At 62.2% G+C, this 26,559-nt stretch carries 13 protein-coding genes; 1 reads left to right on the forward strand and 12 read right to left on the reverse strand.

Going from position 1 to position 26,559, the window contains the following annotated elements; all coding sequences use genetic code 11:
- Nucleotides 1-7: 7 nt before the first annotated feature.
- The 9 genes from HU739_RS05430 to gspG form a co-directional block, all read right to left on the reverse strand.
- Complete coding sequence (locus HU739_RS05430) at nucleotides 8-12,481, reverse strand: filamentous haemagglutinin family protein (protein ID WP_186551335.1); 12,474 nt, start codon at nucleotides 12,479-12,481, stop codon at nucleotides 8-10.
- Between the two features lie 252 nt (nucleotides 12,482-12,733).
- Nucleotides 12,734-13,837 (reverse strand): substrate-binding domain-containing protein, encoded by a 1,104-nt coding sequence (locus tag HU739_RS05435; protein ID WP_186551334.1) that lies wholly within the window; start codon nucleotides 13,835-13,837, stop codon nucleotides 12,734-12,736.
- Between the two features lie 439 nt (nucleotides 13,838-14,276).
- A complete protein-coding gene (gene gspF / locus HU739_RS05440; RefSeq protein WP_186551333.1) occupies nucleotides 14,277-15,488 on the reverse strand; it encodes a type II secretion system inner membrane protein GspF in 1,212 nt (403 codons plus the stop codon).
- Nucleotides 15,488-16,894, reverse strand: coding sequence for a type II secretion system ATPase GspE (gspE, locus tag HU739_RS05445; protein ID WP_186551332.1), 1,407 nt, complete (start codon nucleotides 16,892-16,894; stop codon nucleotides 15,488-15,490). Before gspE ends, gspF begins: the two co-directional genes overlap by 1 nt.
- Nucleotides 16,895-17,687: 793 nt before the next feature.
- Nucleotides 17,688-20,063 carry a type II secretion system secretin GspD gene (gene gspD / locus HU739_RS05450; protein ID WP_186551709.1) on the reverse strand — a complete coding sequence of 792 codons (2,376 nt, stop codon included), beginning with the start codon at nucleotides 20,061-20,063 and terminating at the stop codon, nucleotides 17,688-17,690.
- Nucleotides 20,060-20,608, reverse strand: a complete 549-nt coding sequence (gene gspM, locus HU739_RS05455; protein ID WP_186551708.1) for a type II secretion system protein GspM — start codon at nucleotides 20,606-20,608, stop codon at nucleotides 20,060-20,062. Before gspM ends, gspD begins: the two co-directional genes overlap by 4 nt.
- The gene (gspL, locus tag HU739_RS05460; protein WP_186551707.1) at nucleotides 20,601-21,776 is read right to left on the reverse strand and encodes a type II secretion system protein GspL; all 1,176 of its coding nucleotides are present in this window, start codon (nucleotides 21,774-21,776) and stop codon (nucleotides 20,601-20,603) included. Before gspL ends, gspM begins: the two co-directional genes overlap by 8 nt.
- Entirely contained in the window at nucleotides 21,773-22,732 is a 960-nt protein-coding gene (gspK, locus tag HU739_RS05465) for a type II secretion system minor pseudopilin GspK (RefSeq protein ID WP_186551706.1), read from the reverse strand. Before gspK ends, gspL begins: the two co-directional genes overlap by 4 nt.
- 8 nt (nucleotides 22,733-22,740) lie before the next feature.
- Nucleotides 22,741-23,199 (reverse strand): type II secretion system major pseudopilin GspG, encoded by a 459-nt coding sequence (gspG, locus tag HU739_RS05470; protein ID WP_186551705.1) that lies wholly within the window; start codon nucleotides 23,197-23,199, stop codon nucleotides 22,741-22,743.
- A 147-nt stretch (nucleotides 23,200-23,346) separates the two neighbouring features.
- Between gspG and gspI the strand changes: the two genes are divergently transcribed.
- Nucleotides 23,347-23,721: a type II secretion system minor pseudopilin GspI gene (gspI, locus tag HU739_RS05475; RefSeq protein WP_186551704.1), complete on the forward strand. Its 375-nt coding sequence runs from the start codon at nucleotides 23,347-23,349 to the stop codon at nucleotides 23,719-23,721.
- Between the two features lie 198 nt (nucleotides 23,722-23,919).
- Here gspI and HU739_RS05480 read toward each other — a convergent pair whose 3' ends face one another.
- The 3 genes from HU739_RS05480 to HU739_RS05490 all read right to left on the reverse strand — a co-directional run bounded on the left by HU739_RS05480 (nucleotide 23,920) and on the right by HU739_RS05490 (nucleotide 26,211).
- Complete coding sequence (locus HU739_RS05480) at nucleotides 23,920-24,279, reverse strand: DUF6124 family protein (RefSeq protein WP_186551703.1); 360 nt, start codon at nucleotides 24,277-24,279, stop codon at nucleotides 23,920-23,922.
- A gap of 400 nt (nucleotides 24,280-24,679) precedes the next feature.
- Nucleotides 24,680-25,066 (reverse strand): hypothetical protein, encoded by a 387-nt coding sequence (locus HU739_RS05485; protein WP_186551702.1) that lies wholly within the window; start codon nucleotides 25,064-25,066, stop codon nucleotides 24,680-24,682.
- Nucleotides 25,063-26,211, reverse strand: a complete 1,149-nt coding sequence (locus HU739_RS05490) for a hypothetical protein (RefSeq protein WP_186551701.1) — start codon at nucleotides 26,209-26,211, stop codon at nucleotides 25,063-25,065. The genes HU739_RS05485 and HU739_RS05490 overlap by 4 nt, the downstream gene beginning before the upstream one ends.
- Nucleotides 26,212-26,559 lie beyond the last annotated feature (348 nt).

Consider the following 26,559-nt stretch of genomic DNA (forward strand, 5'->3'; position numbering starts at 1 on the left):
GAGTCCTTTACAACGTCAGCTGCCCACGCTCCTCCTCGGTCAGCTGCTGTTTCGCTTGTTCATCCAGCGCCCCGGCACCCAGCACCTGCACCGGGCTGTCCGGGTTGTAGCCCGTCGCCGGCGTGCGACTGGCGCCATCGCGCGACGGCGCCAGTTGCTCGTTGCCGAAGCTAAGCACCTGCACGGTAAACACCGAAGCCTGATTCTGCCGCGCCGCCGCTTGTTGCTGACGGGCAACGTCTTCTGCCGCTTGGGTGGCCGAGGAAGCCGCCGAGCTGGCCGAGGTGATTGCGCCGGTATTCACCGCCGACACCACCGGCACGCCGGTCGCCTTGCCCTGCACCGAGATGTTCGCGGCGTTGACCACCGTCAGCGCGGCGATGTTGACGTTGCCTGACACGCGAATCCCCGCCTCGCCCGCATCAATGGTGCCCAGTGGCGCGATCAGGTCGATGTTGCCCGGTGCCACTTCGGCAATCGGGTTGAGCGTGGCGATACCGGCGCCGGTACTCGGCACCGATGGCGACAGCGTGACGTTGCCCCAGGTGTCATAGACGCGTTTTGGCGGGGTGTAGACCACGGTGGTTTTCGAGCCGCGACCGGCGTTGATGTCGCCCTCGGCGGACCAGCCGAGAATCGAGCCGCCGAAGGTGGTCATGATCCGGCTCTGGCCGAGCAGGATGCTGCCCTGCGAGTACAGCTGAATGTCGCCCGAGCCCTGAGTGATGATCCCCGCCGTGGACGGCGGCGCCGCGCCTTCGATGCCGAACACCTGACCACCGCCCGGCGTGAGCATCTGGATGTCGCCGCCAAACAGCGTCTTGACCCCGGCGCCGCCGTACATCGTGATATCGCCGTCGTAGCGGATCGGATTGCCCGCGACATCCGTGGTCGGGAACAGCGCCGCAATGGCGTTGCGACCGCGCAGATAACTGCCTGTGCGCGGGCCGTTGGCATCGGTGTATTCCAGGCCACCGGCACGCAATTCGGCGAAATACACCTGGCGAGCGAAGATGGCTTGTTCAGTGCTCGGCAGTGTGGCGTAGAAGGCTTGCGCCTGTTCATCGCTGCCCTTGAAGCCATAACCGAGGCTCAGCCAACTGCGCAATTCATCGACGTAGGTCTTGACCACTTTGCCCGGCTGGGCGCTGAGGGCCACCGCTGAATCCGCTACGTTTTGCGGGTTCAGATAACGCGCAATGAAGCGCGAATAATCCGCCCCTTGCGCGCCGACACCGGCCTGCAACACCACACTCGCGCCAGGGCGGCGGTCGCCTGCCAACACCGGCCCGATGCTGGTGATACTGGCACGGTCTTCCATCAGAATGTTGCGTCCTGCACTGACGTCAAGTACGCCTGGGCCGCCGATATCGAAGCTGCTGTAAAGAATGTCGCGCCCCGCCGAAACCCGCGACACATCGTTTGGCCGGTTATGAATGAACAGGTTGCCGCTGGAAACGATGTCTTCGTCGCTACGCCCCATCCCGTCAGTGGGTGCTTTGGTTGGCTGGCCCAGATAAGTGCCGGATGCGACGATATCGCGGCCGGCGAGCATCCGAACCGGGCCGGCCGCTTCGTACCAGGTGCGCTGCGGTACGCCGAATCGGCTGAACGTCAGCGTTTCGCCGCTGCGCACCCCCACCAGGTCCCCGGCCAACGCATAGAACCGAGCCGGTCCCTGCACACCAGCAAGCCCCGAATAACTGTTGGCCCCGAACACAAACAACGGGTACAACGCATTGGTTTTCGTCGCGACGCCGTCCGGGCTGTTATTGGTCATGACCGGCCGGCTCGCATTGTTGTTGTCATAGCCGTTAAAGGATGGCGCAAACACTGTAGTGATTGCCGAAGGACTGGCGCCCGACTGATTGATCGCGTAACCACCGGCATAGATCGAGTCGCCTGCCAGCATTTCCAGCTGACCCGAACCGGACGGCGCCAGCAACAACGAGTAGCCCAACGCAGGTGGAGCATTGCCGGGACTGTAGGCCGCAGAAGGACCGGCATAGATGGAGCCTTGGGCCGCCACCGCACGCAGGATCGACGGATATACAAAGCGTCCGTCGGTGGGTGAGACGTTATAGCTGGCATTGGTCAGCAGATCGCTTTCGGCCAACTGCGTGCTCGGCGTCAGGTTGCCCCCTGCCGAGAACAGATCGATCGCGGTGTGCTCGGTCCACAGTGAGAAGCCAGTCAAACCGCCGCCCGCATGGGCCACGCCACTGCCGTCAGTGAATGCCGTGGAGTTTTGCAGGCGCACACGCCCCGGATCCGCGGCGCCGCCCAGCACCAGATCGCCCCGCGTACTCAGGCGCATGCCTGAGTCACCGGGAATCAACACCAGTCCGCCGGTCGCGCTGCTCAGGGTTGAGCTGAACGGGTCGTAGGCGCGGACTTCGCGCGGATCCTGATCCTGTGCAAACGCGCCATATTGCAAATTGACGCCGCCCAACGCACTCGCACTGACCTGCGCAGCCCCCCGCAGGTTGATCACCGCACCTTGCAGATCGTGGCGCGGCGCTTGCGTTCCGGTTTCCCGCGCCCGCGCCAGTAGCGATGGGTTGAGCGAACCGCCCAGGCGCATATCGATGTCACCGCCACCGGTCAATTGCAGGCTGCCATCGCTCCCCACTCGTCCGGTGCTGCCCACCGCAACGATCAGCCCCTGCCCCCTTGGATAAAGATTGGAGCGACCATCGCCGACCGGATCAAGCATGCCGCCGTCGGCACCCGCGCGCAGGCTGATGTTGCCGCCGCCGAGGGTACCGAACCCGGTGAAACCGACAAGATAAGGCGCCGTACCGGTCTCGCCTGATAACGGCTGCGTTGCGTAACTTCCGAAGTTGATCCACCAGGCGGTCGGTATCTCGTCGTTGCCCGTGCCCTGACGCCACAACCAATTGCCCACGGCCACGCTGGCTACTTGCTCGCGGGTTTCGACTTTGTTGCTCACCGTACGTTGCCCGATGACATCGCCCGACACCGACCCGCCGGCCCCGATCGTCAGATTGCCGCCCAGTCGCGGGTACCACGCTTGATAGAGGCTGTCACTGCCGCCATCAACCCATTTCTCGTTGTCACTGCCAGCGCTGCCAAGCACTGAACCGTTGTCCGACAGGCGACCACGTGGCTGGTTGTAACGCGCCTCGACATCGCCTGACTGCGTCCCCGCCGTGTAGACACCAAAGGGCGATTCCATACTCAGGTTGCCAGCCGCCAGCACATCGAGGTCTCCGGTGCCGGTACGCAGTACGCTGAACATCTGCGTATGCGTCGACACCGTGGTGCCGCCGACATTGGGCAGGCACCAATTGGGATCTATGTCGCACCAGAACAAATCGCCTTCGGAAACCGGGGTGCCAGTCGGCATGCCCAACACGTTGCCATCCGCCCAGAGGAACTTGGCAGGCGCGATGCAGACGCCGGGGATCATATCGCACCAGAACATTTCGTCTTCCTTGACCACCTCCCCGGCGGGGAACCCCAACGGATTGTCGATCGCCCAGGTGGTGTCGAGCGCTTTCGTGGTGACGAGCATGCCGTAATGCGTATCCGCCAGGCGCAAATGACCTTCGCTGGTCAGCGGTTTCACGGTGCGGCTGTCGGCAGCGTCAAGGTCTGCCCCGGCAACCACGCGCATCGACCACGACGTGCTGCCCGACGGCAGCATGCTCGCCAAGGCCCAGTTGCGTCCCTGTTGCGTGCCGTTCAACGGACGCAAATCGATGTACGCCGTGCCGTCGGCCAGCACCACGTCAGTCATCGATGGAATCAGCGAGCCGCGCAACAACGCGAGTTCGGTGCTTAATTTCACCCCGACGATCTGGTTATCGGCAAACGTGCCCGGCAACGGCACGCCTTTGGGCCACAGCATCGCCTGCATGTCTGTGGCGGCGTTCAACCGGGTTCCGGCCCCGAGACGGCTGCCGGCCGGCAAGGTCACGGTGTCGTTGAGCACGGTGCCGGCGGCGTACAACAGGTTGCCGGCGGCATCATGCACCGCCCCCGCCAACACCGTGCCGGCGGTCATTGTGTAAGGCCCGGCGAGAATGCCCTGGGTTGGCAGCAGCGTGCCGCTGGCCAGCGTCGCGCCCTGTATCGGCAAGTCGTAATTGAGGGTCGTACCGACCGGAAACAAAGTGCCTGCTGCCAGCGTCACCCCGGCACCGGGAACGATCAAGTCGCCACCGAAGGGCTGGATGCCCGGCACCAGTTTCCACCCGGCGTCGTCCACGGTTTCCGGTGGCGGTGCGAAGCCATCGTTGATGCTGCCGTAAATATCCAGATTGCCACCCGCGCGGATCAGCAGGCTGCCGGATTCTCCCGAACCATAAACGGCGGTTTTTGGCGTGTGTGGATTGAGGCTGGCATAGCGATAACCGGACAAATCCAGATCGCCCTGCACCACCAGATCGCCGTCGACGGTTTTGCTGGCGATCTCTACGCCAGGGCGCACATGGAAAGCGTCGGCGTAGATGGCATTGTTCAGCCCGGCCAGTTTGCCCTGAAGCAATTGGCTGTTGCCCAGCGCCGCATCGATGAACGCCGTGCTGTCGCCATGGATACCGTCCAGATAAGCCTGATCGATCACCTGATACGGGCGCCCGCTGACCGCCGCATCGGTGCCGTCGGCAGCATCGGTGTAGCGCCGCATGGCATTCAGGCCGATGGAACGCGCGCCCTGAATATTCAGCACGCCACTGGCATCAATGGCAATGTCGCCTGCGCCGATACGCGGGGCATTGAGCTCCAGCGTACCGCGCGGCAAACCGTCGTTCTGGCCGGCTGCGCTGCCCAGCGGAGCGTCGGTGCCGTGGCGCAAATCGATCCGTGCGCCGGCAGCCAGCGTCAGCAAGCCGTCACCGGAATCGAGCTCGACCATGGCGCGGTTGGGCGCATCGATGATCTTGCCGTAGCTGTCGACCCGCAGCACGCGACCATGGGCATCGAGCACGGCATTGCCAGTCAGCGTCAGACCGTTATTGGCAGACAGACGAATGCTGCCGACCCGCTCACCACTGGCGTCGATCAGCCCGGCGACGGTCAGACTGCCGTTGTCCACCGACACGCTGACCTCACCGGCCTTGAGCCCCTCGCCAATCTGCAGATCGCCCTGCTTGAGCTGGAAGCTGCGGCTGCCGAACACCTGCCCGGCGTTCAGGCGTTGGTTCAACCCAGCGAAGTCCTGGCTCAAATTGTCGCCCAGTCGTTGTGCGCGAATGTCCACGCCACCGGCCTTGTACGGCACCAGCGTGCCGCCGGCATCGTAATAACCGCTGCTGGCGCCACGGATCTCGCCTTGCAAATCGACCACACCCGCGTCCGCTGCCAGCGCCACGGCACTGAGATGGCCGGCCTGATTGTTGTGCGCCGAAAGGTCGATACGCGAACCGGCGGCCTGGCGGATATTGCCGTCGCTGCTGTACAGCGCCACGTCGCCGCCCCAGCTGTATTTGCTGATGTCATTGAATGGCAACGTACGCCCGGCCAGGTCCAGCTGTGCCGCGGCGGTCAGGGTCAGATCGTTTTGCGCCTTGACCACCAGTTTGCCGCTGGCCAGCGCAATGCGACCGTCGAGCACCACATTGCGCCCGTCAAGCGTCAACTCCGCACCCAAGGCATTGGCCACCGCAGCATTCGCACCGCCACTCACCGTCAGGTTGCCCCCCGCCTTGAGCAGATTGACTGACGCCGCTTCACCGGTGAGCAACGGCGTGCGCAGATTGAGGGCGCCGCCGCTGTAGGCATAACCCGTCAGAGGATCGTAAGCCCCCTGCGTCTGGTACACCGCGAGGCTGCCCTTATGGTTGGCGGTGATGCGCTCGCTGGCGGTGAGATTGACGGTGGCAAAGCCCAACGCCAATCGGTTGTTCTGATCCAGGCCGTTGGGCTGCGGGTTCGGGCCATAACCGAACTCGATGCGTTGCGCCTGAATGTCCAGAGTGCCGCTCCCCGTTCCCGCCCCGCCGCTGGCCACCGCACCCGGCGCCTGGGTCGCACCGCTCCAGATCAGATTGGCGGTGCGAATGGTCGCCACGTCACCGGCCTGGCCCAGGCCATAGATGGCAGGCGTAGAGAGAGCCAGATTCTGCAAGCGACTGACGCCGGTCTGTGGATCGAGCGTATCGAGGCTGACATTACCGTAGAAATTGAACGCATCGCGGGTGGTCAGGCTCAGGGTTTCCAGCGCCGGCGCACCGAACTGCGTGTCGCCGCGCAACAGACGGTCCAGAACGTTCTGGTTCAGGTTCAAACCACTCGGAACGTTCCCCGCCGCCGTGATCGCTTCAGCGCTACCGGCGTTGATCGCACCGACCGCCAGAGCAAGGTGACGGGTACCAAATCGTACGGCCTCGTTGAGTTCGAACCGGTTATCGGTGGCGGCGCTGATACTGCCATTGGAATACAGCACGGACGGCTGGGTGCACGGCTGTGCTGCGCACGTGCCGATGCGGATACTGCCGGCCCCATCAACACTGTTCCCGGCCGTCGGCGCAAGGACATTGGTCCAGCCGTTGGACACGACCAGCAGGCTGGCGGCGCCGGGCTGATAAATGAAACCGTCGTTCGAGTCGAAAGGTGCTTTGCCCAGGCCAAGCGTGTTGATACCCGCCCCCGCTTCGACGGTGATACCGCCGCTGGTGGTGGTCGTGCGTATCAGCACCTCGGGCGCAGACAACACCGCGCCGTTACGCAAAGCAATGTCGGACGCATTACCGTCAAACCGTATGAAGTTACCCGCCGTGCCGTACTCGACTGTCGGCGTCGCGCCGAGGCTCAGGCGACCGGCACCGAGGCGATTGAGGCTGTCGGCGTACACCGAAACGCCGCCAAAGCCTGGGGTGTGCGACTGTCCTTGGCCGAGCACTTCCAGCTGCGTGGCTGACACGGTCGCCGTGCCGGCAACGCCGCCTGCACCGGGCGCAAACATGGCCTTGCCCTGGAAATTCATGCCGATGTCGTATTGATCGTCGACAGTCAGTTTGAATATCAGCGACTTCGCATCCATCGGCGCCAAGGCCCGTGGCACACCCCGACGGGCTGCATCGCTCTGAACGAACTGGGTGAAGCTGGTTTCGTTGTACTGCGAATAGCGGCGCAGAACCTCGGCCGAGGTCAAGATCACCTGGCTCGGCAGACTGTCGCGCAAACCGCTGTTGGCAATTGACATCACCCCCGCACTGGACCAGGACCCGTTGCGCATTTTCAGCGCACCGGTGGTCATGCCTGGAGTTGCCTGTCCATTGACCTCGACCCGGAACGCGCCGGGCAACAAGGCAAAGGTTGAAGGCAGCAAGGTGTAGGTTCCGGCGGCCAGGCCAGGTACACCGGCGCCGACGGTGATTTGTTCGCCAAGACGTGGATCGCTCGCACCCGCCTCGGCAAGTGCCGGAGCAAAAGCACTTTGGTTGCCCGGCACGATGGCGTACACCGGGTTGCTGCCAAGCCCCGGAAAGCTGAACGTGCCATCGGCAGCGTTGCGCACCAGCGGATTGAATCGGGCATCGGTGGAACCGCCGCGCCCGGAAACGAAACCTGCGCCGCGCAGATCACCGCCACCCGACAAATCAATCAACGCGTCGCTTTGTACATCGACGTACTGCCCGGTGAGGATCACGCCATCCAGAGCGCCGGCGATTCCGTGCAACGCCACGGATTTGCCGTTGTAGCGATAGTCGATGCCGTCGGTGGTGCCGCCATAGGGCATGACCAGCCCCGCGCCGCTGACCGAGGTGACACTCCCTGGCAACAGATGCAGCTCCCGGGTTTTGCCCAGCGAGTTCTCCCCCAACTGGATCAACCCCAACGGGGCGCGAATGACGCCGCCCTGCTCGATATTCCCGGCCACCAGCAACAGGCTGCCGAACGCGGAATACGGCAAGGCCTGCGGTGCTTCGCCATGGCCACTGATGCGCAATGTGCGGGCATCCTCGGCGATCGGGACAGGGCCCTGATAACCGACCCGGACATCGGCCGACACCCCGGTAGCGGGATATATCTGCGCCGCGCGCAAATTGAGGTCACCGGCTGTCCACAAGCGCGAGCTGCGTTCGTTGTCGTTCGGTGCGAGAAACCGCATGTCGCCACGACTGTCGAGAGTGACCTGATCGAAACCTCGACGGACGACAGCAAGGGCCGGCGCGCCGAGCTGCGCAAGCGTGCCTTCGGCGCCGAACGACAAGGTGTTGCTCAGATCGAGCAAATCAGCGGTGGCGGTGAATCGAGCGTTCGATACCTGTGTGGTCGGGGTGGCCAGCACCCGTGGACGCATGCTGATATCCGACGACAAGTAAAACCCCAGCCCCGACAAACGCATGTTCGGCGCGGCCAGATTGACCCGCGTCGTATCGCTGGCGGCCTGCGCCAGCGAGATCGAGCCGGCGTACACATTCAGGCTTTGATTCATGCGCAGATCGACATCATCGGCGAACGTCAGCAAGCCGTTACTCATCAGGCTCAGGTGATCGAAGCCAGCCGACATCAAGCGCTCCGCACTCAACCGGGTCTGCCCGTAACGCAGCTGCGCAGCACCTTCACCAGCTTGCAGATCGGCCGGCAGCAACGATCCATCCGCGCGTTGGCTGATGATCATTTCACGCGGCGCACGCACTTCGTTGCTCGCCAGATTCATCTGGTAGAGCGGCGCGTCCTGGACAATCTCCAGACGCCCGCCCGAGGCACCGATGCCGCCCGCAGCAGCCTTCAACTGGCCGTCGAGAAACACGCCATTGTATGAGCTCAAGGCAATGCGCCCGCCATCGGTGGCGACGTCAGTCATTCCGAGCCCGGCGAGGTCCAGGACTGCGTGCGTACCGGAAGCGTCCAGCCGCGCTCCGTCGCGCACGATCACATAGGCGTCGGCTGACGTCGCGGTGAGTTTCTTCGAATCGATCTCGCCACCGAGAATGATGCTGCCGCCCTTGCCGACCTGACCGTACACCCGACCCAATGCATCCACGGCGGTATAAGCGCGACCGGCAACATCCAGCACCGCGTCTTCGCCAATCCAGATCGAACGGTTGTGGGCCTGCGGGTCGGCGTTCTGCAGCCTGGTCGCGACGTCCAGCGAGCCAAACTGTTGCTGACGAATATCGAGGGTGCCGCCCCAGGCGTGCAGTTGCCCGTCGACCGTGATCTGTCCGGCACCGCGCAGATTAATGCGCTGCCCTGGGTCGACGCTGATCCGTGCACCGTGGCCGATCGACAGCGGACTGCTCGCCGGGTCAATCAGCGCCAAGTCACTGGAACCGGCCTGGAGCGCCAGACTGGCGCCGCCACGCTGGGTCAGAACACCTTTGGCCGGGTTCTCCTGAAACAGCGGCGGGGTCCACGATTCGAGGGCCGCACGCGGATCGACGCCGCTGGCCTGGTTCGGCGCCACATCGCGAAAACGATAAACCGGCATCGCCACATCGACCTGAGCGCCGTCAGCGACTTCCAGCCCATTCAGACCGGTGACGCTATAACGGGCAAAACCTGTGCTGAACAGACTCGGGGCCAGATGCAGCGCGTTGTCGGCAAGGGCCACGCCGGATCCACCGATCACAACCTTGCCGGACTGAATCGTCAGACTGCCGCCCCCGGTTACACCGTAGCCACGCACATCGCCATCAAGGATCACCTGTGACGGCGTCGCGCTTGTCAGCGGCGTCGACTCCAGGGTGACGTCGCCACCCTTGCCGCCACGGGTCTTGCCATTGGCCAACAGCGCCCCGCCAGACGACACGTCAAGCAGACTGCCACTGCCCAGGCTGACCTTGCCGGTACTGCGCAGCGAGACCACACCGCCATTGAGGTAGGCCAGACTGCTGACGTCGTCCGGGTCGGTGCCCAGATTGCTCCACAGACCGCGAGCATCGAGTTGCGCATCCCTGGCCACCGTGACCCCGACAGGCGTCCCGGCTGGCGTCGTCAATCCGGGGTTACCCGTCAAAACATCACCCAGATACAGGCTGCCACCGCGCGCCGTGAGGTTCGCATTGACCTGCAGTTGCGGCCCGAACAGGGTGATGTCGCCACCCGCATCAACTGTCACGGCCTGATCGATGACGATGGCTTTCGCGGCAGAAACCTTCAACGCGCCGAGTTGAAAGCCGTTGAGCAGATCGCTGTCGAGAAACAGTTTACCGAGCCGTTCCTGCGCCACGGCATCCGCCAGGCCGGGCGTTGTGAGCGCCGCCGCAGGGTTTGCGCCGATCTGCACTTGGTTCAATAGCGCATCGAGCTGGTATTGCAGGCCACCGGCAGTAGCCGACCAGGCCGGATCGTATTGCCCCACGATCAACTGGGCCCGGCGCGCCCGCGCGGTCTGACTCTGTTCATAGCCATCAAGCACCGCGCGGGGGGCTTGGGTCTGGCGGTCGCCCTGGAACACGTCGCCGAGAATCTGCCCATCGACCAGCGCGTTGCGGGTGCCTATCACCAATTGACCCGCGTCGCGGCCGACGGTGTAGCCCGACTCCTGGCGCGACGTCGGTGCAATCAGCGGATTATAGAAAATCTGTGTCTGGCCCCAACGCTCGCTGCTGTCTTCATAGCCTTTGTACAGCCCGGTGTAGAGCAGATCCCCTGGCGCGCGCGAGACTTCGTACAAACGTCCATCAGCCCCTCGTAACCAGCTCTGACGGATCTCGCCGCTCTGCACATCAAGCGTGCCACCCGACAAATTGATCAGCGAACCTTTCTCGGTGACCACGTCATTGCCGGAAAAATTCACGCTGCCGCCCTGCGCCATCCACTCGCCGATCGTGTGCCCCTGAGTGCCCAGATAACCGCCAACTTCGAGCAAACCGCCAGCGGTGTACCAGCGGTCGGTGGCATAGCCGTTGGTGCCGGCCGGCACGTACACCAGTTCGCGGACATCGACCCAGATATCGTTACTGTTGAGCGCGCCACCTTCGCGATTGACCGGTGCATCGCGCTGCTCGTTGCCCTGCACGTTGATCTTGATGTTGTTGGCTTCCATCGCCACTTTCACCCCGACAGCGCCAGCCACATCGATCAACGCGCCATCGCGGACCAAGCTGCGACGCCCCGCCGATACCGCCACCTGGCCACCGGTGGCGAGGGTGATCGAACCGTTTTGAAATTCGACGCTGCCGCCACTGCCGATCTCGATGCGCGACTGATCGCCACGGATTCGGTTGTTGGCACTGACAGCCTGTAGCGATGCGTCACGCTGACTGTCGAGCGCGGTGAGGTCGCTGCTGTCGAGCATGATCGCGGTGACGCTGCCCTGAGCGAGCGTGACGCTGCCGTCGCTGTCGCTCGCCGGGTTGAGCAAGTGCACAGTGCCGCGCGTGGCCACCGAGGTGCTCGCCAGCAATACACCGTTTTGCAGTACTTCATGGCCAGTCAGGGTGATGTCGCCAGTGGCGGCCTGGATCAGGCCATTGTTGCTGACCTTGCCGGCCACGGCGCCGGCCTTGAAGCCCGGTGTAACTTCATTGCCGAAGGTCGTGGATACAGCGTTGCCATCGGTCCCTGAACCCTTGCGGATGTAAAAGCGGTCGCCTGCACCGAGTAGCGTCTGGCCTTTGGCGGTGCTGATGTTGCCATCGTTCTGCACCTCGTTGCCCAACAGCAAGGCGTAGCCACCCGCGTCCGTCGACGCCTTGGGTGAATGGGTCTGGATACTGGCGCCACGTTCCACCAGCACCTTGCCGGCCGCGTCAGTGAAGGTCGGCTGGGTGGCGCTGCTGTCGAAGTACAGGCCTCGGTCGCGGAACTGGATATCGGTGATGTTGGCCGCGGCCGCCACCAGATTGCGCACATTCACCTGGCTGCTGCCACTGAACACGATGCCGTTGCGGTTGATCAGCATCACCGTGCCGTCGCCTTTGATCTGGCCCTGGATCTGACTGGCGCGCGCGTTCGGGTCGTTTACGCGGTTGAGTACCGCCCAGTTGGACTGCTGAGCGAATTCGACCGTGGTGTTGCGGCCAACGTTGAAGGTTTCCCAGTTGAGAATCGCCTTGTCGGCGGTCTGCTCGATTGTCACCGTGGTCTTGCCATCAGCCTGAGTCTGCTGCGGCCCCTTGGCGTTCAGCCAGCCCTGGGTGAGGCTGTTGTCGACTTTCAAACCGCCCTCACCCAAGCCATCTGGCACGGTTTGCACACTGCCCAACGCCACCGCGCGTCCGGCCGCCTGAGCCGCCTGCTGCGCAGCGATTGCCGCCACGGTGTTGTTGAGCGTCTGCAGTGAACGCTGCAACTGCTGGTTGGCTTTCTGCTGCTGCGCCAGCGGCGGCGTCATCCCCGGCAGCCCTCCCATACTCGGCCGCGCTGCCGCCGCTTGTTGTGCGGCGCCCTTGGCGGCGAACCAGTTGGAACTGAACGCCGTTTGCGCCTGCGCACTGCCCGCCACCAGACAGAGCGCAACCGCGTGCGCCAGCGGCTTGAGCAGCCACAAGGCCGGTTCGGCGGCCTCACGCTTGAGAATCTGGGCACGGGTACTGCGACGGGATGGGCGAGCGAGCATCACTACGAGATCCTTTTTGATTGCCACATAAAGCTGCAGGCCGGCAAAAACCTGCTGTCAGGACATAGGCCGTTGGCGAGGGGCGAGACCGAACGGATGTCACACAAACTTCATGATTGAGGAGTAGATCGGCCAGAACCGGCGATAAAGACCGGGTCTGAGACCGCACACGGTTTGCCGGTATCGACCAAGGCCAGCCAAAAAAAAGCAGCAGCCCGAGGGCTGCTGCAGTCATTGCGAGTGAAGCAAGGTTTACAGAGGACGACCCACAGCGTTGCACACGCTGGCGTTGTTGATGTTCAGGTTGTTGCCCGTGGTGTTGGTGATGAAGTTGGCGGTCACAGCGTTTTTCCAGTTGGTCGGAACCGGAATGAAACCGTGAGCAGCGGTGGCTACGGCGTTGCCCGGAGTGCTGTAGTGCTGGGTCAGGAACGCTTTGACATCAGCGGCCACGGCTGCATCCTTGTAGCACTGGCCGAAGATGAAGTTGGTGTAAGCCGCCATGGCGTAACCGCTGGCCGGGTTGGCGACCACTGGCGACCATTGCGCCGGGAGGGCCGGGTTGGTTGGCAGCGGAGCCGACGCCAGCGCAGTGTTGACGTTGGCGCTGGTTGGCTGAACGCCGTTGATGCGGGCAACCACAGCGTTGCTCGCAGCGTTGACACCGTCTGGACCGACGTAACCGATCGAGCCGTCAACCGCGTTCACGGCCGTAGCAACGTCAGCAGTGTTGGCCACCCCTACCCAGTTCGACGGCAGGGCCGAACCTGCTGGCAGACGAGCGTTGGTGAAGGTGGTGTTAACGGCGAATTTGGTCGGGCAGACCGAGTTCAGGTGACGGCTGAGGATTTCGGTGGTGCCGCTCGAAGTCGAGCGATAAACCACGCGAATTGCGGTGGTATCAGCGGTGCCCAACAACTGGCCCCAGGTGGTCTTGGCGCCCGACAATGCATCGCACAGCTGAGCGCTGGTGAGGTTGAGGGTGGTGTTGCCGGCTTTTTTGTACGGAATGGCAACCGAAGTGGCCACCGATGGCAGCTGGATCAACGGGCCGTACGAACCACCGAAGTTGGTGTTGTAGGTGCTGAGTTCCGTAGCGCTGAGGATCGAGTCGCTGGCGGCGAAGTGCACAGTACCGGTGGTGCTGAACTGGGCAGCGTTGTTGGTCAGGAACGCGCTTTTGCCGATGCCGCTACCGGTCACGGCGTAGCTGAAGTTGGCAGGCAGGATGCTGTTGGCGGAACCTTTGTACAGTGCGGCAGGCAGGGAAGCACCACCACCGGTTACGGCCATGGCCTGGGCGGAAGCCAGAGCGGCGACGGTCAGTGAGGCGGCGATCAGAGTGCGCTTGAACATGAAGAATCTCCTTTTCAACGAGGTTTGGAACACAGGTTTCGGAAGGCTTGCATGACACTGGGAGGGTCCACCGAAGTGGAGCCGCAGGGAGAAATTCGCAGCTTCCGGTGACAGATAAAGGAAAAAACCTCGGGAGCTGAGGAGGGATTTTTGTGCGGATTTCTCGGGTGTTTACGGTGATCGGCAGGCGCTCTGAGTCAAGCATTTCGCTCAATCGGGCTGGAGCCGGTGAAGGGTGGTTGCAGATGACAGAATGGAGAACCCGAGGATGACCGGATCGGGACTCGGGTGGTGCTGAGGCTGGTGAAAAATATTTGAGTTTTTGTGTTGTCCGGACCGGCGCCTTCGCGAGCAGGCTCACTCCTACAGGGGAATGCATTTCAAATTGTAGGAGTGAGCCTGCTCGCGATAGCGCCAGCCCAGCCACCACCCATTCGGCCTATTGCACGAGTTGGTTGATCTCGATAATCGGCAACAACACCGCCATCACAATCACCAGCACCACCCCACCCATCACCACAATCATCAATGGCTCGAGCAGCGCAGTCATGCCCATCGCCCGCCGTTCGATATCCCGCGACAAAGTCTGCGCCGCCCGTTCGAGCATCGGCGGCAACGAGCCGGTTTTTTCGCCGCTGGCGATCAGGTGGATCAGCACTGGCGGGAACACATTTTCCACGCGCAACGCGGCCGCCAGATTCACCCCCTCGCGCACCTTGGCCGTGGCCTCGCTGACGCTCAGGCTCAAACGGTCATTGGACAGCGTCTGCCGCGCTGCCTCCAGCGCGCGCAACAGCGGCACCCCGGCGCCGCCGAGAATCGCCAGGGTCGAGGCGAAGCGCGCGGTGTTCAAGCCGAGAATGAAACGCCCGAACAGCGGCAACTTCAGCACCCGGTGATGCCAGCTCAAGCGCGCCGCCGGATTGCGCAAATACAACCGCCAGCTCCAGAACGCCCCGGCCAAGAGCGCCGCACACAACCAACCCCACGCACGAATGAAATCACTGGCGGTGAGCATCGCCAGCGTCAGCCCCGGCAAATCCTGCCGCGCCTGGGAAAACGCGCTGACCACCTGCGGCACCACATAGCTGAGCAGGAAAATCACAATGCCGATCGACACCAATCCGACGACTCCCGGATAGATGAACGCCGTGAGAATCTTGCCGCGCAGGTTGTTGCGCTCCTCGATGTAATCGGCCAGCCGCTCCATCACCTGCGCCAAATCGCCGGACTCTTCCCCCGCCGCAATCAGCGCGCGGTAAATCTCGGGAAAATCCCGAGGCCGCGACGCCAGCGATTCAGCCAGACGCATGCCGCTGCGCACATCGGCACGCACCGCGCTGAGGGTGTGGGCGATGTGCTTTTTCTCGGCTTGCTCGACCGTTGCACTCAGCGCTGCTTCCAGCGGCAGACTGGCGCCGAGCAGGCTCGCCAATTGCCGCGTGGCCCAGGCCAGATCGTTGTCCGACAGCCGCGCGCTGAACAAACCGCCGCCGCCCTGCCGAGCGACATTGCTTTCTTCGTGCACCGACAGCGCTGTCAAACCACGGCCGCGCAAGGCACTGAACGCCGCGCTCTGGCTGTCGGCCTCAAGGTGCCCGGACTCAATCTTTCCGCTCGCGTCGGCGGCTTCAAAACGATAGCGATTCATCAGGCGTCCCGTGTCACGCGAAGGATTTCTTCCGGCGCGGTGGCACCGCTGCGAATCCAGCGCTCACCGTCCTCGCGCAGGCTGAACATCCCTGCCTTCGCCGCCGCCGCGCGCAAAGCCTGCTCCCCTGCCCCTTGATGAATCAGCGTGCGGATGTCGTCGTCGATGCAGAACAATTCGTGAATGCCGGTGCGACCGCTGTAACCCGTTTGATTGCACGCCGCGCAGCCGACCGGGCGCCAGGTGCCGGGCGTGGCCGGGTCTTCCTGTTTGCATTGATTGCACAGGCGCCGCACCAGGCGCTGCGCGAGTACGCCGAGCATTGATGAGGCCAGCAGAAACGGCTCCACGCCCATGTCGACCAAACGGTTGACCGCCGACACCGCATCGTTGGTGTGCAATGTCGCCAGTACCAAGTGACCGGTCAGCGACGCCTGCACGGCGATTTGTGCTGTTTCCAGATCGCGGATCTCACCGATCATGATGATGTCCGGGTCCTGACGCAGAATCGCCCGCAGCGCCAAGGCAAAGGTCATGTCGATCTTGGCGTTGACCTGAATCTGGCTGATGCCCGGCAGGTCGTATTCCACCGGGTCTTCCACGGTGAGGATATTGCTGGTGCTCGCGTCGAGTCGGGCCAGCGCGGCGTAGAGGCTGGTGGTCTTGCCGCTGCCGGTCGGGCCGGTGACCAGCACGATGCCGTGGGGCTGGCGGATCAGATGATCGAGTTTGGCCAGTACCTGCGCGTCCATGCCCAGGGTCTCCAGTTGCAGGCGTCCGGCCTGCTTGTCGAGCAGGCGCATCACCACGCGTTCGCCATGCCCGGTCGGCACCGTCGAGACGCGAATATCGATCGGCCGCCCCGCTACGCGCAAAGCGATGCGACCGTCCTGCGGCAAGCGTTTTTCGGCGATATCGAGCTGCGCCATGATCTTGATCCGCGACACCAGCGCACCGTGCAGGGCCTTGCGCGGCGAGACCACGTCACGCAGCGTGCCGTCGACGCGGTAGCGCACCACCGAATGGGTTTCAAACGGTTCGATGTGAATGTCGCTGGCCTCGTCGCGCGCAGCCTGAGTCAGCAAGGCGTTGATCATGCGAATCACCGGCGCACCGTCCTGGGTGTCGAGCAGGTCGGTGATTTCCGGCATGTCCTGCATCAGGCGATCGAGGTCGACTTCGTTTTCAGCGGCGCCAACCACCGCCGCCGCACTGCCGGTGTCGGCGTACGCGGCGGCGAGCAAACCGTCGAGCTCGTCATCGCGCACCCGCTCGATCTGCGCCGCACCAAACTGCCGGCGCACCTCGCTGATCGACCAGCCGGGCGTCGACGGGCACACCGTCAGCACGCCATCGCGTAACAGAACGCGCTGCGCCTTGGCCCAGGCGTAAGGCAATGCACTCATCGTCCATCCTCCACACAATCCACCGTGGCAATGGGATCCCCTGTGGCAATGCGATCCCTTGTGGCAATGCGATCCTCTGTGGCAACGGGATCCTCTGTGGCAATGCGATCCCCTGTGGCGAGGGGATTTATCCCCGTTGGGCTGCGAAGCAGACCCAAAACTTGAGAACCGGTTTCTATAGGTAAATCGCGTGTGCCCGGTTTACGACTGCTGCGCAGCCGAGCGGGGATGAATCCCCTCGCCACAGTCATCATCTCAGTCAAAACCGGGTGCTCCCTTCAATCGGTACAGTGGCAATGGGATCCCCTGTGGCAATGCGATCCTCTGTGGCAACCGGATCCCCTGTGGCAATGCGATCCTCTGTGGCGAGGGGATTTATCCCCGTTGGGCTGCGAAGCAGACCCAAACCTTGAGAACCGGTTTCTACAGGTAAATCGCGTGTGCCCGGTTTACGACTGCTGCGCAGCCGAGCGGGGATGAATCCCCTCGCCACCGTCATCATCTCAGTCAAAACCGGGTGCTCCCTTCAATCGGTACAGTGGCAATGCGATCCTCTGTGGCAACGGGATCCCCTGTGGCAATGCGATCCCTTGTGGCAATGCGATCCTCTGTGGCGAGGGGATTTATCCCCGTTGGGCTGCGAAGCAGACCCAAACCTTGAGAACCGGTTTCTATAGGTAAATCGCGTGTGCCCGGTTTACGACTGCTGCGCAGCCGAGCGGGGATAAATCCCCTCGCCACAGTCATCATCTCAGTCAAAACCGGGTGCCCCTCGCCACAGTCATCATCTCAGTCAAAACCGGGTGCTCCCTTCAATCGGGACCGCTTTGATGGTGGCGCGTGGGCCGGTGGACGGGAGTGGCACACCCTGCGCCGACGTCGGCAATTGCGGCGCCTGCATGTCCGGCATCGCCCAGCTGCGTTCCGGCTGCAACCGGCCCTGGGCGCGGCGCATGAAGTCGTAGCGGTTGAGGGTGATGCTGCGCCCCGCGTCGCTGTCGCGGATGATGTACGGGCGCAGAAACACCATCAGGTTGGTCTTGGTGGTCGCCCGGCGTTCGTTGCGAAACAGCGCGCCGATCCCCGGAATTGTCGACAGCCACGGCACCGCGTCGTTGCTCTGGCTGTAACCGTCCTGGAGCAAACCGCCGAGCACCATGATCTGGCCGTCGTCGAGCAGAATGCTGGTGTCGATTGCACGTTTGTTGGTGACGATGCCCGCCGAGGTCACGCTGTTGGACGCGCGCTCATCAATGCTGCTGACTTCCTGATAAATATCCAGCTTCACCGTACCGCCCTCGGAAATCTGCGGGCGCACATTGAGCTTCAGGCCCACCTCCTCGCGCGTCACGGTCTGGAACGGATTGTTGCTGGTGCCCCCGCCGCCGGTGACGTAGCTGCCGCTGACAAACGGGATAGTCTGGCCGACAAAAATGCTCGCCGCTTCGTTGTCCAGCGTCAGCAGATTCGGCGTCGACAGCACGTTGGTGCCGCCCTTGCTCTTCAGCGCCCGAGCCAACACTTTCAAATCCAGAATCTTGCCGATGCCGGGAATGTCGACGGTGCCGTTGACGTAGCCAAGGTTCAACCCTTGAGGCAGTACGTCTATGCTGGTTTTGCCATTGGTATTAAGACCCGAACCGCCGAGATTGGCACCGCCGATCACGCCTTTGCCGCCAAGATTGCCGGTCTGCCATTGCACGCCGAATTCGCTGGCATCGTCCTCGCCGACTTCGACGATCAGGCTCTCGATCACCACCTGCGCGCGGCGCTGGTCGAGCAAATCGATGACTTCACGCAAGTTGCGATACAGCGGCTCCGGCGCAGAGATCAGCAAAGTGTTGGTGGTGGCGTCGGCCTGAATCGTCACACCGCCAGCGCTGAAGGCAACGTTCTGTTCGCTGCTCTGCGTGCCACCACTGCTGGCCGCGCCGCCATTGCCCTGCGCATAGCTGCCGCCGGTTCCGCCACTGCCAGTCGAGGTTGTCGTGCCAGTGCTCGGCGTGCTGCTCTGGCCGTTCTGCCCGGCATTGCCGCCGGTGCTGCTGCCCATCGCGCTGAGCACCGAGCGCGCCGTGTCACTGCTGCCGCTATCGCTCTCACCGGTGAGCAAACCGCGCAACGCTTGCGCGAGTTTCGCTGCCTGGGCGTTGCGCAGATAAACCACATGCAGATTGCTCGGATTGCTCTGCGCGTTGTCGAGTTTGTAGATGAGGTTGCGCGCCAGCTCGGTGCGCTCGGGGCTGCCGGCGCGAATGATGATGGTGTTGGAACGCGGATCGCCGATCACGGCAATTTTCTGCGTCGGATCGTTGCCCGGCGCGTCGAGCAAGTCGGCGACCATCGGCGCGATGTCGGCGGCGATGCCGTTCTGGATCTGCACCACGTCAGTGTCGATGGCGCTCGGTGTGTCGATGCTTTCGATCAACTGCGCGACGCGGGTCAGGTTCTCGGCGTAATCGGTAATGACGATGGTGTTGTTGCCGGGATAAGCATTGATCGGATTGTTCGGCGAAACGATCGGGCGCAGCACCGGGATCAGGTTCACCGCGTTCTCGTATTGCAGGCGAAACGTGCGCGTGAGCATGCCGTTGCCGGCGGGTTTGTCGGCGCTGTAGATCGGCCCGCCAAGCAGTTTGGCATCGGCCTCGGGAACGACCTGAGCGACGCCGCCCACATCAACCACGCTGAAACCTTGCATGCGCAGCGCCGCGAGCAGCATGTCGTAGGCCTGCCGCGCTGGCACCTGACCTTCCGACACCAGCGTCAGCGTGCCCTTGACCCGTGGATCGACGAGAAATTGCTGCCCGGTGGCCCGCGACAATGCACGCACCACCGCCTGAATATCCGCCTCGACAAAATTCAGCGTCACCGGTTGCTCGCCCAACGGATTGCGGGCGACTGCGTTGCTCGGCGCCGCAGCACCACCGCGCCCACGCTGACTGATGTTGTGCAACTGCTTGGGCGCCGGTCGCGCCTGGGCCTGCGCCCGTTCGCGATCGGCCACCGCATCACCGCTGCGCTGGGTGTTGGCCAACGGCCGACCGAGTTCACTGTCGACCAGCAGCGGCGGCTGATTCTGCGGCGCCGTGGTGCTGTTGCACGCGCTCAACGCCATCAGCAACAACGGCAGCGCCAGACGTGCCGGTTTGCAGCGTGACTCCTTCATGAAGCTTCCTTAGCGCCCTGCGCCTGATCCATGCGAACGGTGCCTGACAATGTGCCGGCGGTGACTTCGGTCGAGGCTTCGCCGGCGCGTTGCAGGCGCGCCTCGACCACGTGCAGAGAAAGTTGCGGCGGTGTGCTTAACAGCCAGTCGAGTACGGCATCGGCCGGTGCGGCATCGAAGGTCAGCTGCCACGCGCCGGCCTCCCCGGCCTGTAATTGATAGTGCCCGGCGAGGCCGCTGGTCTGCAGCGTCTGCTCTAGCGATTGCGCCACGCTTTGCCCGTCCGGGCGCACGCTGACTTCTCGCAGCAACACTTCCAGCGCTTCGGCCTGAGCGCGCAACTTGGGGGTTTCGGCTTGCCAATAAGCAATTTTCTTCAACGGCGGCTGGATCAGCGCGACCCACAGCAACAGGCCCACCAGCGCTACGGCCATGCCCCCGACCATGCGTTTTTCCCGTGGCGCCAGTGGCTGCCAGCGGGCCTGCAACTGAGCGTTGAGCCGTTGCCACTTGGCGCGGTACAGCGCCAGCGTCGCCCTATTCATCTTCTGCTCCGCTGCTGTCGTCGTTGTCGCTCGGGGTGGCTTCATTGGCCGGGCGCAATGTCCAGCCTGCTTCGTCGGCGGTGACGCTGATGCCGGCCTGCGCCAGGGTGCTTTGCCACGCCTGATCGTTGCCGCCACGGCGCGCATCGCTGAGCAAACCGAGTTGCAACGTACCGTCGACAAACGTCAACCGCTCGACACTGCCGGCCATTGACGGTATGCCGCTGCCGGCCTGCAACACCAGACGGTTGAAGGTCTGCGCCGGATCATCCGCCGCGCCCTTCTGCCGCACGGCCAGTTGCTGGCGGGCCTGCTGCAACGGGTTGAGAATCACCGGCAACTCGGGGAACGCCTGTTTGACCCGCAGGCTCATCTGGGCTTTCAATTGCTGACCCTGACTGGCTTCGCGGGCGGCGTACAGGTTCAAACCGATCACCCACACCGCCACAGCCAACGCTGACAAGCCGATCGCCCGGCCCCAGCCGCGATGTTCGGTCTGCTGCTGTTGAACGGCGCCATGCAGACCCCAGCCGGGAAGCGGCCCCGCCCAGCGCTGCGCATCGCTCATCGGCAGTTCGGAGCCCGCTGGCGGATGATCACCGATCCAGTGCAGCGTGATGCCCGGTTCCCACACGACACCGTCGAGGCCGTCATCGAACAACGGCTGCACCCGCGCCACTTGCACGCTGTCGCGCAGCAGCAAATGCCCGTCCTGCACGCACGCCACGCTGCCGGGCAGCACCGGCAAACTGTACGGCGCCGGGTAGAGACCGCGCAGCGTCAGCCCGGCCTGTTTGAGTAACTGAGCAAACCGCAGCAACTGCTGCCGAGGTGCCCAGGCAATTTGCACCTGCCCGGCCTCGTCCCGAGGGCTATGTGCGATGTGCATCTCGCGACTGTCACCGAGCATCAAGGCCTGCGCCGCACACTGCACCGCCGCGACCATTTTGTTGGCTGGCAACGGCGGCACGTCGAGACTCGCGAGCAGGCTGTCGGCCGGGTGGAGAAAACACAGCAGGGGCGGCGATTTCGACCGTTGCCCCAACTCACCCAGGCTGAGCCGTTCTTCGCGGCTGACCTGGCCCTGACGATCCAGCCAGGCGCAGTCCAACTCGCTGTTCAAATCGAGTTCCGCCAGCGGCGGTAATGCAACCTTCAACTGGGTCATACGCCCACCCGCGACCAAATCACTTGCGGCAACCGGTCCTGACTACGATGCAACAACGCCTCAAGCCTGACCCGACGCTGATCCCGCCGCGCCTCGCCACGCAGACGAAACCAGTCACTGGTGATGCCGACTTTTACGCTGGTCAACTCCAGTTGTGGCATGCGCAAGCGGTTGACGAAATCGCCACGGTTGATAAACCAGCGCCCGGCATCGCGCTCATTGATCAACGCCTGCGCACGCTCCAGCGACAGCCCCGGCACATAAGCGGCCAAGACTGGCGCGGTGGCGGTGTTGCCGTTAAGCCACGTCGTCGTAGGAATCACCGTCAGGTATGGCGCCAGTTTGGCCATCACCGCTTCATTGACCCCGTCGACACTGCGCAAATCGTCAATGCTGCGCAGCATCGGCAGCGTCGGTTTTTGCGGTTTGCGTGCAGCGTCCGGCGAGGTGATTCGGCCACTGTCAAAACCAGCTTTTGATGTCTCGGCAATCTGCGGATTCAGCAATCGAGGGTAGGAAGCAATCACCCGCTGGCTGATGCGCTGGCTTAGCCCGGCGCTGACCCCGATCAACTCGCACAAACGCTGAAACGCCGCGACCTGCGCCTCGTCAACCCGCTCGTTGGCCACCAGATTGCGCAAGTTGAACTTGCCCTGCTCATCCTCCAGCCGCCCCTCGAAACCCTGCGCGCTCAAACGTTGCGCCCAAGGCTGATCGAGCCGGGTCAGCGGATCGCGCAGACGTGCGTCCCAGAGCAATTGGCGGCTGATCTCCAGCCCACCCTGAACCACCCAACGCCCCTGAATCCGCTGCTGATCCGCCTCCAACGCACGGGTCGCCACACTCTGGCGCGTCAACATGCCCGCCGCGATCACCGCCACCACGGCCGCAATCAACAACGCGCTGATAATCGCCATGCCCCGTTGCTTCGCCCCATTGAGCGAACGCATGTTCATCGCCAGCCTTACAGCTGCCAGGAACCGATATCGGCATTCACGCCGTCGCCATCAGGCTGACCGTCGGCACCGAGGGAAAAGATGTCGATCTCGCCGTTGGCGCCAGGATTGAGGTACTGATAAGGACGGCCCCACGGATCATTCGGCAAACGCTCCAGGTACGAACGCCAGTTGCTGTTCTTCGCATCCGCCGGACGTTCAACCAGCACTTTCAAGCCCTGATTCATGCTCGGGTAAGTGCCGTGGTCGAGGCGATACAACTTCAACGCCTGCATCAACCCACCAATATCCTGCTTCGCCGCCGTCGCCCGCGCCTGATCCGGCCGGTCGAGCACCTTGGGCACCACCATCGCCGCCAAAATGCCCAGAATCACCACGACCACCATGATCTCGATCAGCGTAAAACCCTGCTGCCCGCGCGGCTTGCGCAACGGTGTATGAAGCGGTGTGCACGGTGCGATATCCATCTCGACATTCCCTGACTTGATTCGATTTCGACGCGCAGTGTTGCAAGAAGATATGTCAGGGATGTTGAAAATCCTCGGGTGTTTTGGTCGTCAAGCCGTCAAGGACGGGGGTTAGCGTCAGGGGTTGTTTTCTGGGTTGAGGCTTTGATGCGCCCGCGTAATGGAGAAGCAGGATTCACCCTGATTGAAGTGTTGGTCGCACTGGCGATTATTGCCGTGGCGATGTCGGCGGCTGTGCGCGTGGCGGGGTTGATGACGCAGAGTAATGGGGTGTTGCGGGATCGCTCGATTGCGCTGATCGCGGCGCAAAGCCGCATGGCGGAGTTGCGGCTGGAGGGCAATTTGCCGAAAGGCATGAAAGCGGTCGAATGCGATCAAGGACGACTATCACTGCGTTGCGAACAGGTAATCGCCCCCGCAGAAAACGGACGGCTGCTCAAGATCGGCATCCAAGTATTCGACCGCAACCAGGACGCGCCGCCGTTGGCAAAACTAGAAACCCTCCTAACCCGCCCACCGTAGGAGCTGCCGAAGGCTGCGATCTTTTGATTTCGCCTTTTGGAAGGCAAGCCCAAAAGATCACAACCAGAGCCAACCCCCAAAGGTTTCAGCGCGGCACACAATACCCTCGACCAACACAAAACCCTGTGGGAGCGAGCTTGCTCGCGAAAGCGTCAGAACAGACACCTGATCAACCGACAGGTGTTCCCAGCCCTCGCATCAACCCGAAAACTCCAGATTATCCAGCGCCCGATTCACCGCCAACTCCCCCAACATGATCAGTTGCGCAACCCCCAACAACGCCCGCCGCTGCGGCGCCGGCAACAGACTGGAAATGTCCTGAGCAATCGTCTTCGCCGAAGCAAGCGTGTCACTGGCATCGGCCAGCAGTTCTTCATTCTTGGTGTCCGCCGTCACCGCATACATCCCACGGGCCTTACGTGGCGGGGGCAGGAGATTGGGTGGCGAGAGGTAATGATCGAGCGCACGGTCGGCGGCTTCGTGGAGTTTGTTTGAATCGAGGGATTCGTAAGGAGACGTGGGATCGGTTTCGGGCGGGTTGGGTGTGGGTTTGATCATGGTGAAGCTCCTTGATTATTGGAGCCGCCACGTTTCGCTGCGAAACGAAGAGAGGTGGCAGCTGTACGCAGGTTCGCAGACCGGGAATCAAGGAACCCGGCATACCCGAAGGTATCCCGCGCACAGCCGCCATAAAGCGTCATTGCCATAACGGCAACGAGATTTGGAGCGCTGTGCGCCTTGATTGATCCGGGCTGCGAAACCCGGTCGCTGATTCGTCAGCGACTCGACCACAATAGAACCTGGCCCCAAGGCGCACAAGCCGGCGGATTCTGGCGTAGCTGTAGGCAATGGCGCAAGGATGTGTAGCTTGGGAGAGTGTTTGGAGATGTCTTTTTAAACACTGGTGTTTATGGTGAGCTTCCCGTGACACCGGTGCGGACCGGGCGGTGCGACAGGGCTAAACAAAACCTGACTTCACAGCTATACCAAAACAGATCATGACCAGTAGCAGGCCAATCACGCTCCATTGCAGCACAGCGAGCTTTCGTTTGAGTGGAGCTGGAAAACTGGCTAAATCTTCGGAACTCAGCTCGCCCCTTTTCAAATAAAACCCAGGAAAGGTCACAATCCCTGAAATGCCACCGACGAGCAGAAGTTTACCCCAAGGCCCACCATGCCTAAGGGGAGCGCGAGTCATAATGGCTGAGCAATTTTTCAGGTGCTCCAACATCAAATCCATCTTTGTATACGCCAAGTGCAAACAGACGGCTATCCAAAGAAAAAGCCCTGCTAGGTCAACGACAGCGATGGACAGAAGTACTTTATCAACGAAAGTCATACTCACTTAACTGCCTCATAGATCTTCTCACCAGCCCATTCGCTTGTAGCCCCTCCGAGGGCGCCACCAGCATATGAGCCTGCTGCGACGACAATGACGCCGCATGCCAAAGTTGCCATGCCGCCTGTAGGTACACCCAAGCCGACACAGATAATTCCAGCCGTGGAGCCGGTCAAAAACGCACCGGCAGCAGCGCCGCCGGCTACTCCTCCGATGAAACTACCCCCCTCGGTATATTTGATCTTCTCGCAGGCATCTACGTCGCCAGCTGCACAGACTTCCTGAACCTTAATGTAAGACGCCCCGCCGCCCACGGCCGTGCCGACCCAACCGCCGTACTTTACGACCTTGGCTGCTTTGGCGACACCTTCCGCGTGCGTGGCATAACCAGGAATCTGTCCCGGCGCGCCAGCCAGACTCCAATGATGAACCAGGCTTTTACTTGAGATGCCGAGGGCTGACTTCAGACTTGGATGATCAGGGAAGCCGATACCCTTTCGGGTTAAGCCGTTGAGCTGTCTATCGAGCTTCCCAAACAGACGTGCACGCTCAGCGAAAAACTCTGAGCTACGCAAGTGACCGTCGCGCTGAAAACTTTTCTGGTGCAGAGCTTCGATTTCCGTGAGCGAGGTTTTCACGTCTTCCAGGTTCTTGGCAAAGATCGATTCACCAACGCCGATTGAGGTTGAGCCTTGCGAAAGGACGGACTCTATCTGGCTCCGATACTGAACCATGAAGCTGGCTTCTTCGTCGCTCATGGGTTTGAGCGCCGCGTCCACTTTCTGCGCGGCTTCCATGAGCAATGTTTCTTCACGCGTGCACTGAAGATTGTTCGGATCGCTCAGCACAATGAGCTGACCGGGCTTGGCGTAGCCGGTGACGTGAGGGTTGAGACGCGTGAAATTCTCAAGCGTTGCACCATCCGGCTTATCGAACAACGCCGCCTCTAACGCGGAGCGCGGCATGACTTGTTGAACGATATAAAACCCTGGCTCCGCTATCGCCTTAACAGCAGCCGGTTTTTCCGGCGGAGCCTCAGGGTATTCCGCCCAGTACTTGGCATGCAGATCGACCGGCTCTACGCCTCGGTAGATCTTTTTTCTTGGTGGGTTAGGCAGTGCGGGCCTTGGCACGTTTCCATATTCACTCATGACTCATCCTTGTCCATTTCGGGAATCTCGACTTGAGAGTTCAATAGCTGACGCTATCGAAACGGCCAAGTGCTGGCTGTAGGACAAAGCCTAAATTGCTGTGCCCAAACAGCTGATTCCTGTCATTCGCTGGGCGCGCAGGATAGCTGGTGAGGGAAGAAGGCTCTATGGCAGCGAATGGCCATCGGCGGGGTTACCTTCTGATCTGGCTGTGTTGATTGCACCTCACAGCCTGTAACGGCGCGCGTTCTCGCTGAGAATGTGGCTAGTAATGTCGGCCAAGTCGGGCACTCAAAGGGGACTGTTTTATCCTCAGAAAATAAATCAGCCCCCATTTTTTATTCAAAG

Source organism: Pseudomonas hamedanensis (assembly GCF_014268595.2).
Classification (GTDB): domain Bacteria; phylum Pseudomonadota; class Gammaproteobacteria; order Pseudomonadales; family Pseudomonadaceae; genus Aquipseudomonas; species Aquipseudomonas hamedanensis.

Excerpts from the sequence above, each read along its gene's own strand:
- HU739_RS05430 (WP_186551335.1), bottom strand. The coding sequence starts at position 12,481 with ATGCTCGCTCGCCCATCCCGTCGCAGTACCCGTGCCCAGATTCTCAAG.
- HU739_RS05435 (WP_186551334.1), bottom strand. The coding sequence starts at position 13,837 with ATGTTCAAGCGCACTCTGATCGCCGCCTCACTGACCGTCGCCGCTCTG.
- gspF (WP_186551333.1), bottom strand. The coding sequence starts at position 15,488 with ATGAATCGCTATCGTTTTGAAGCCGCCGACGCGAGCGGAAAGATTGAG.
- gspE (WP_186551332.1), bottom strand. The coding sequence starts at position 16,894 with ATGAGTGCATTGCCTTACGCCTGGGCCAAGGCGCAGCGCGTTCTGTTA.
- gspD (WP_186551709.1), bottom strand. The coding sequence starts at position 20,063 with ATGAAGGAGTCACGCTGCAAACCGGCACGTCTGGCGCTGCCGTTGTTG.
- gspM (WP_186551708.1), bottom strand. The coding sequence starts at position 20,608 with ATGAATAGGGCGACGCTGGCGCTGTACCGCGCCAAGTGGCAACGGCTC.
- gspL (WP_186551707.1), bottom strand. The coding sequence starts at position 21,776 with ATGACCCAGTTGAAGGTTGCATTACCGCCGCTGGCGGAACTCGATTTG.
- gspK (WP_186551706.1), bottom strand. The coding sequence starts at position 22,732 with ATGAACATGCGTTCGCTCAATGGGGCGAAGCAACGGGGCATGGCGATT.
- gspG (WP_186551705.1), bottom strand. The coding sequence starts at position 23,199 with ATGGATATCGCACCGTGCACACCGCTTCATACACCGTTGCGCAAGCCG.
- gspI (WP_186551704.1), top strand. The coding sequence starts at position 23,347 with ATGCGCCCGCGTAATGGAGAAGCAGGATTCACCCTGATTGAAGTGTTG.
- HU739_RS05480 (WP_186551703.1), bottom strand. The coding sequence starts at position 24,279 with ATGATCAAACCCACACCCAACCCGCCCGAAACCGATCCCACGTCTCCT.
- HU739_RS05490 (WP_186551701.1), bottom strand. The coding sequence starts at position 26,211 with ATGAGTGAATATGGAAACGTGCCAAGGCCCGCACTGCCTAACCCACCA.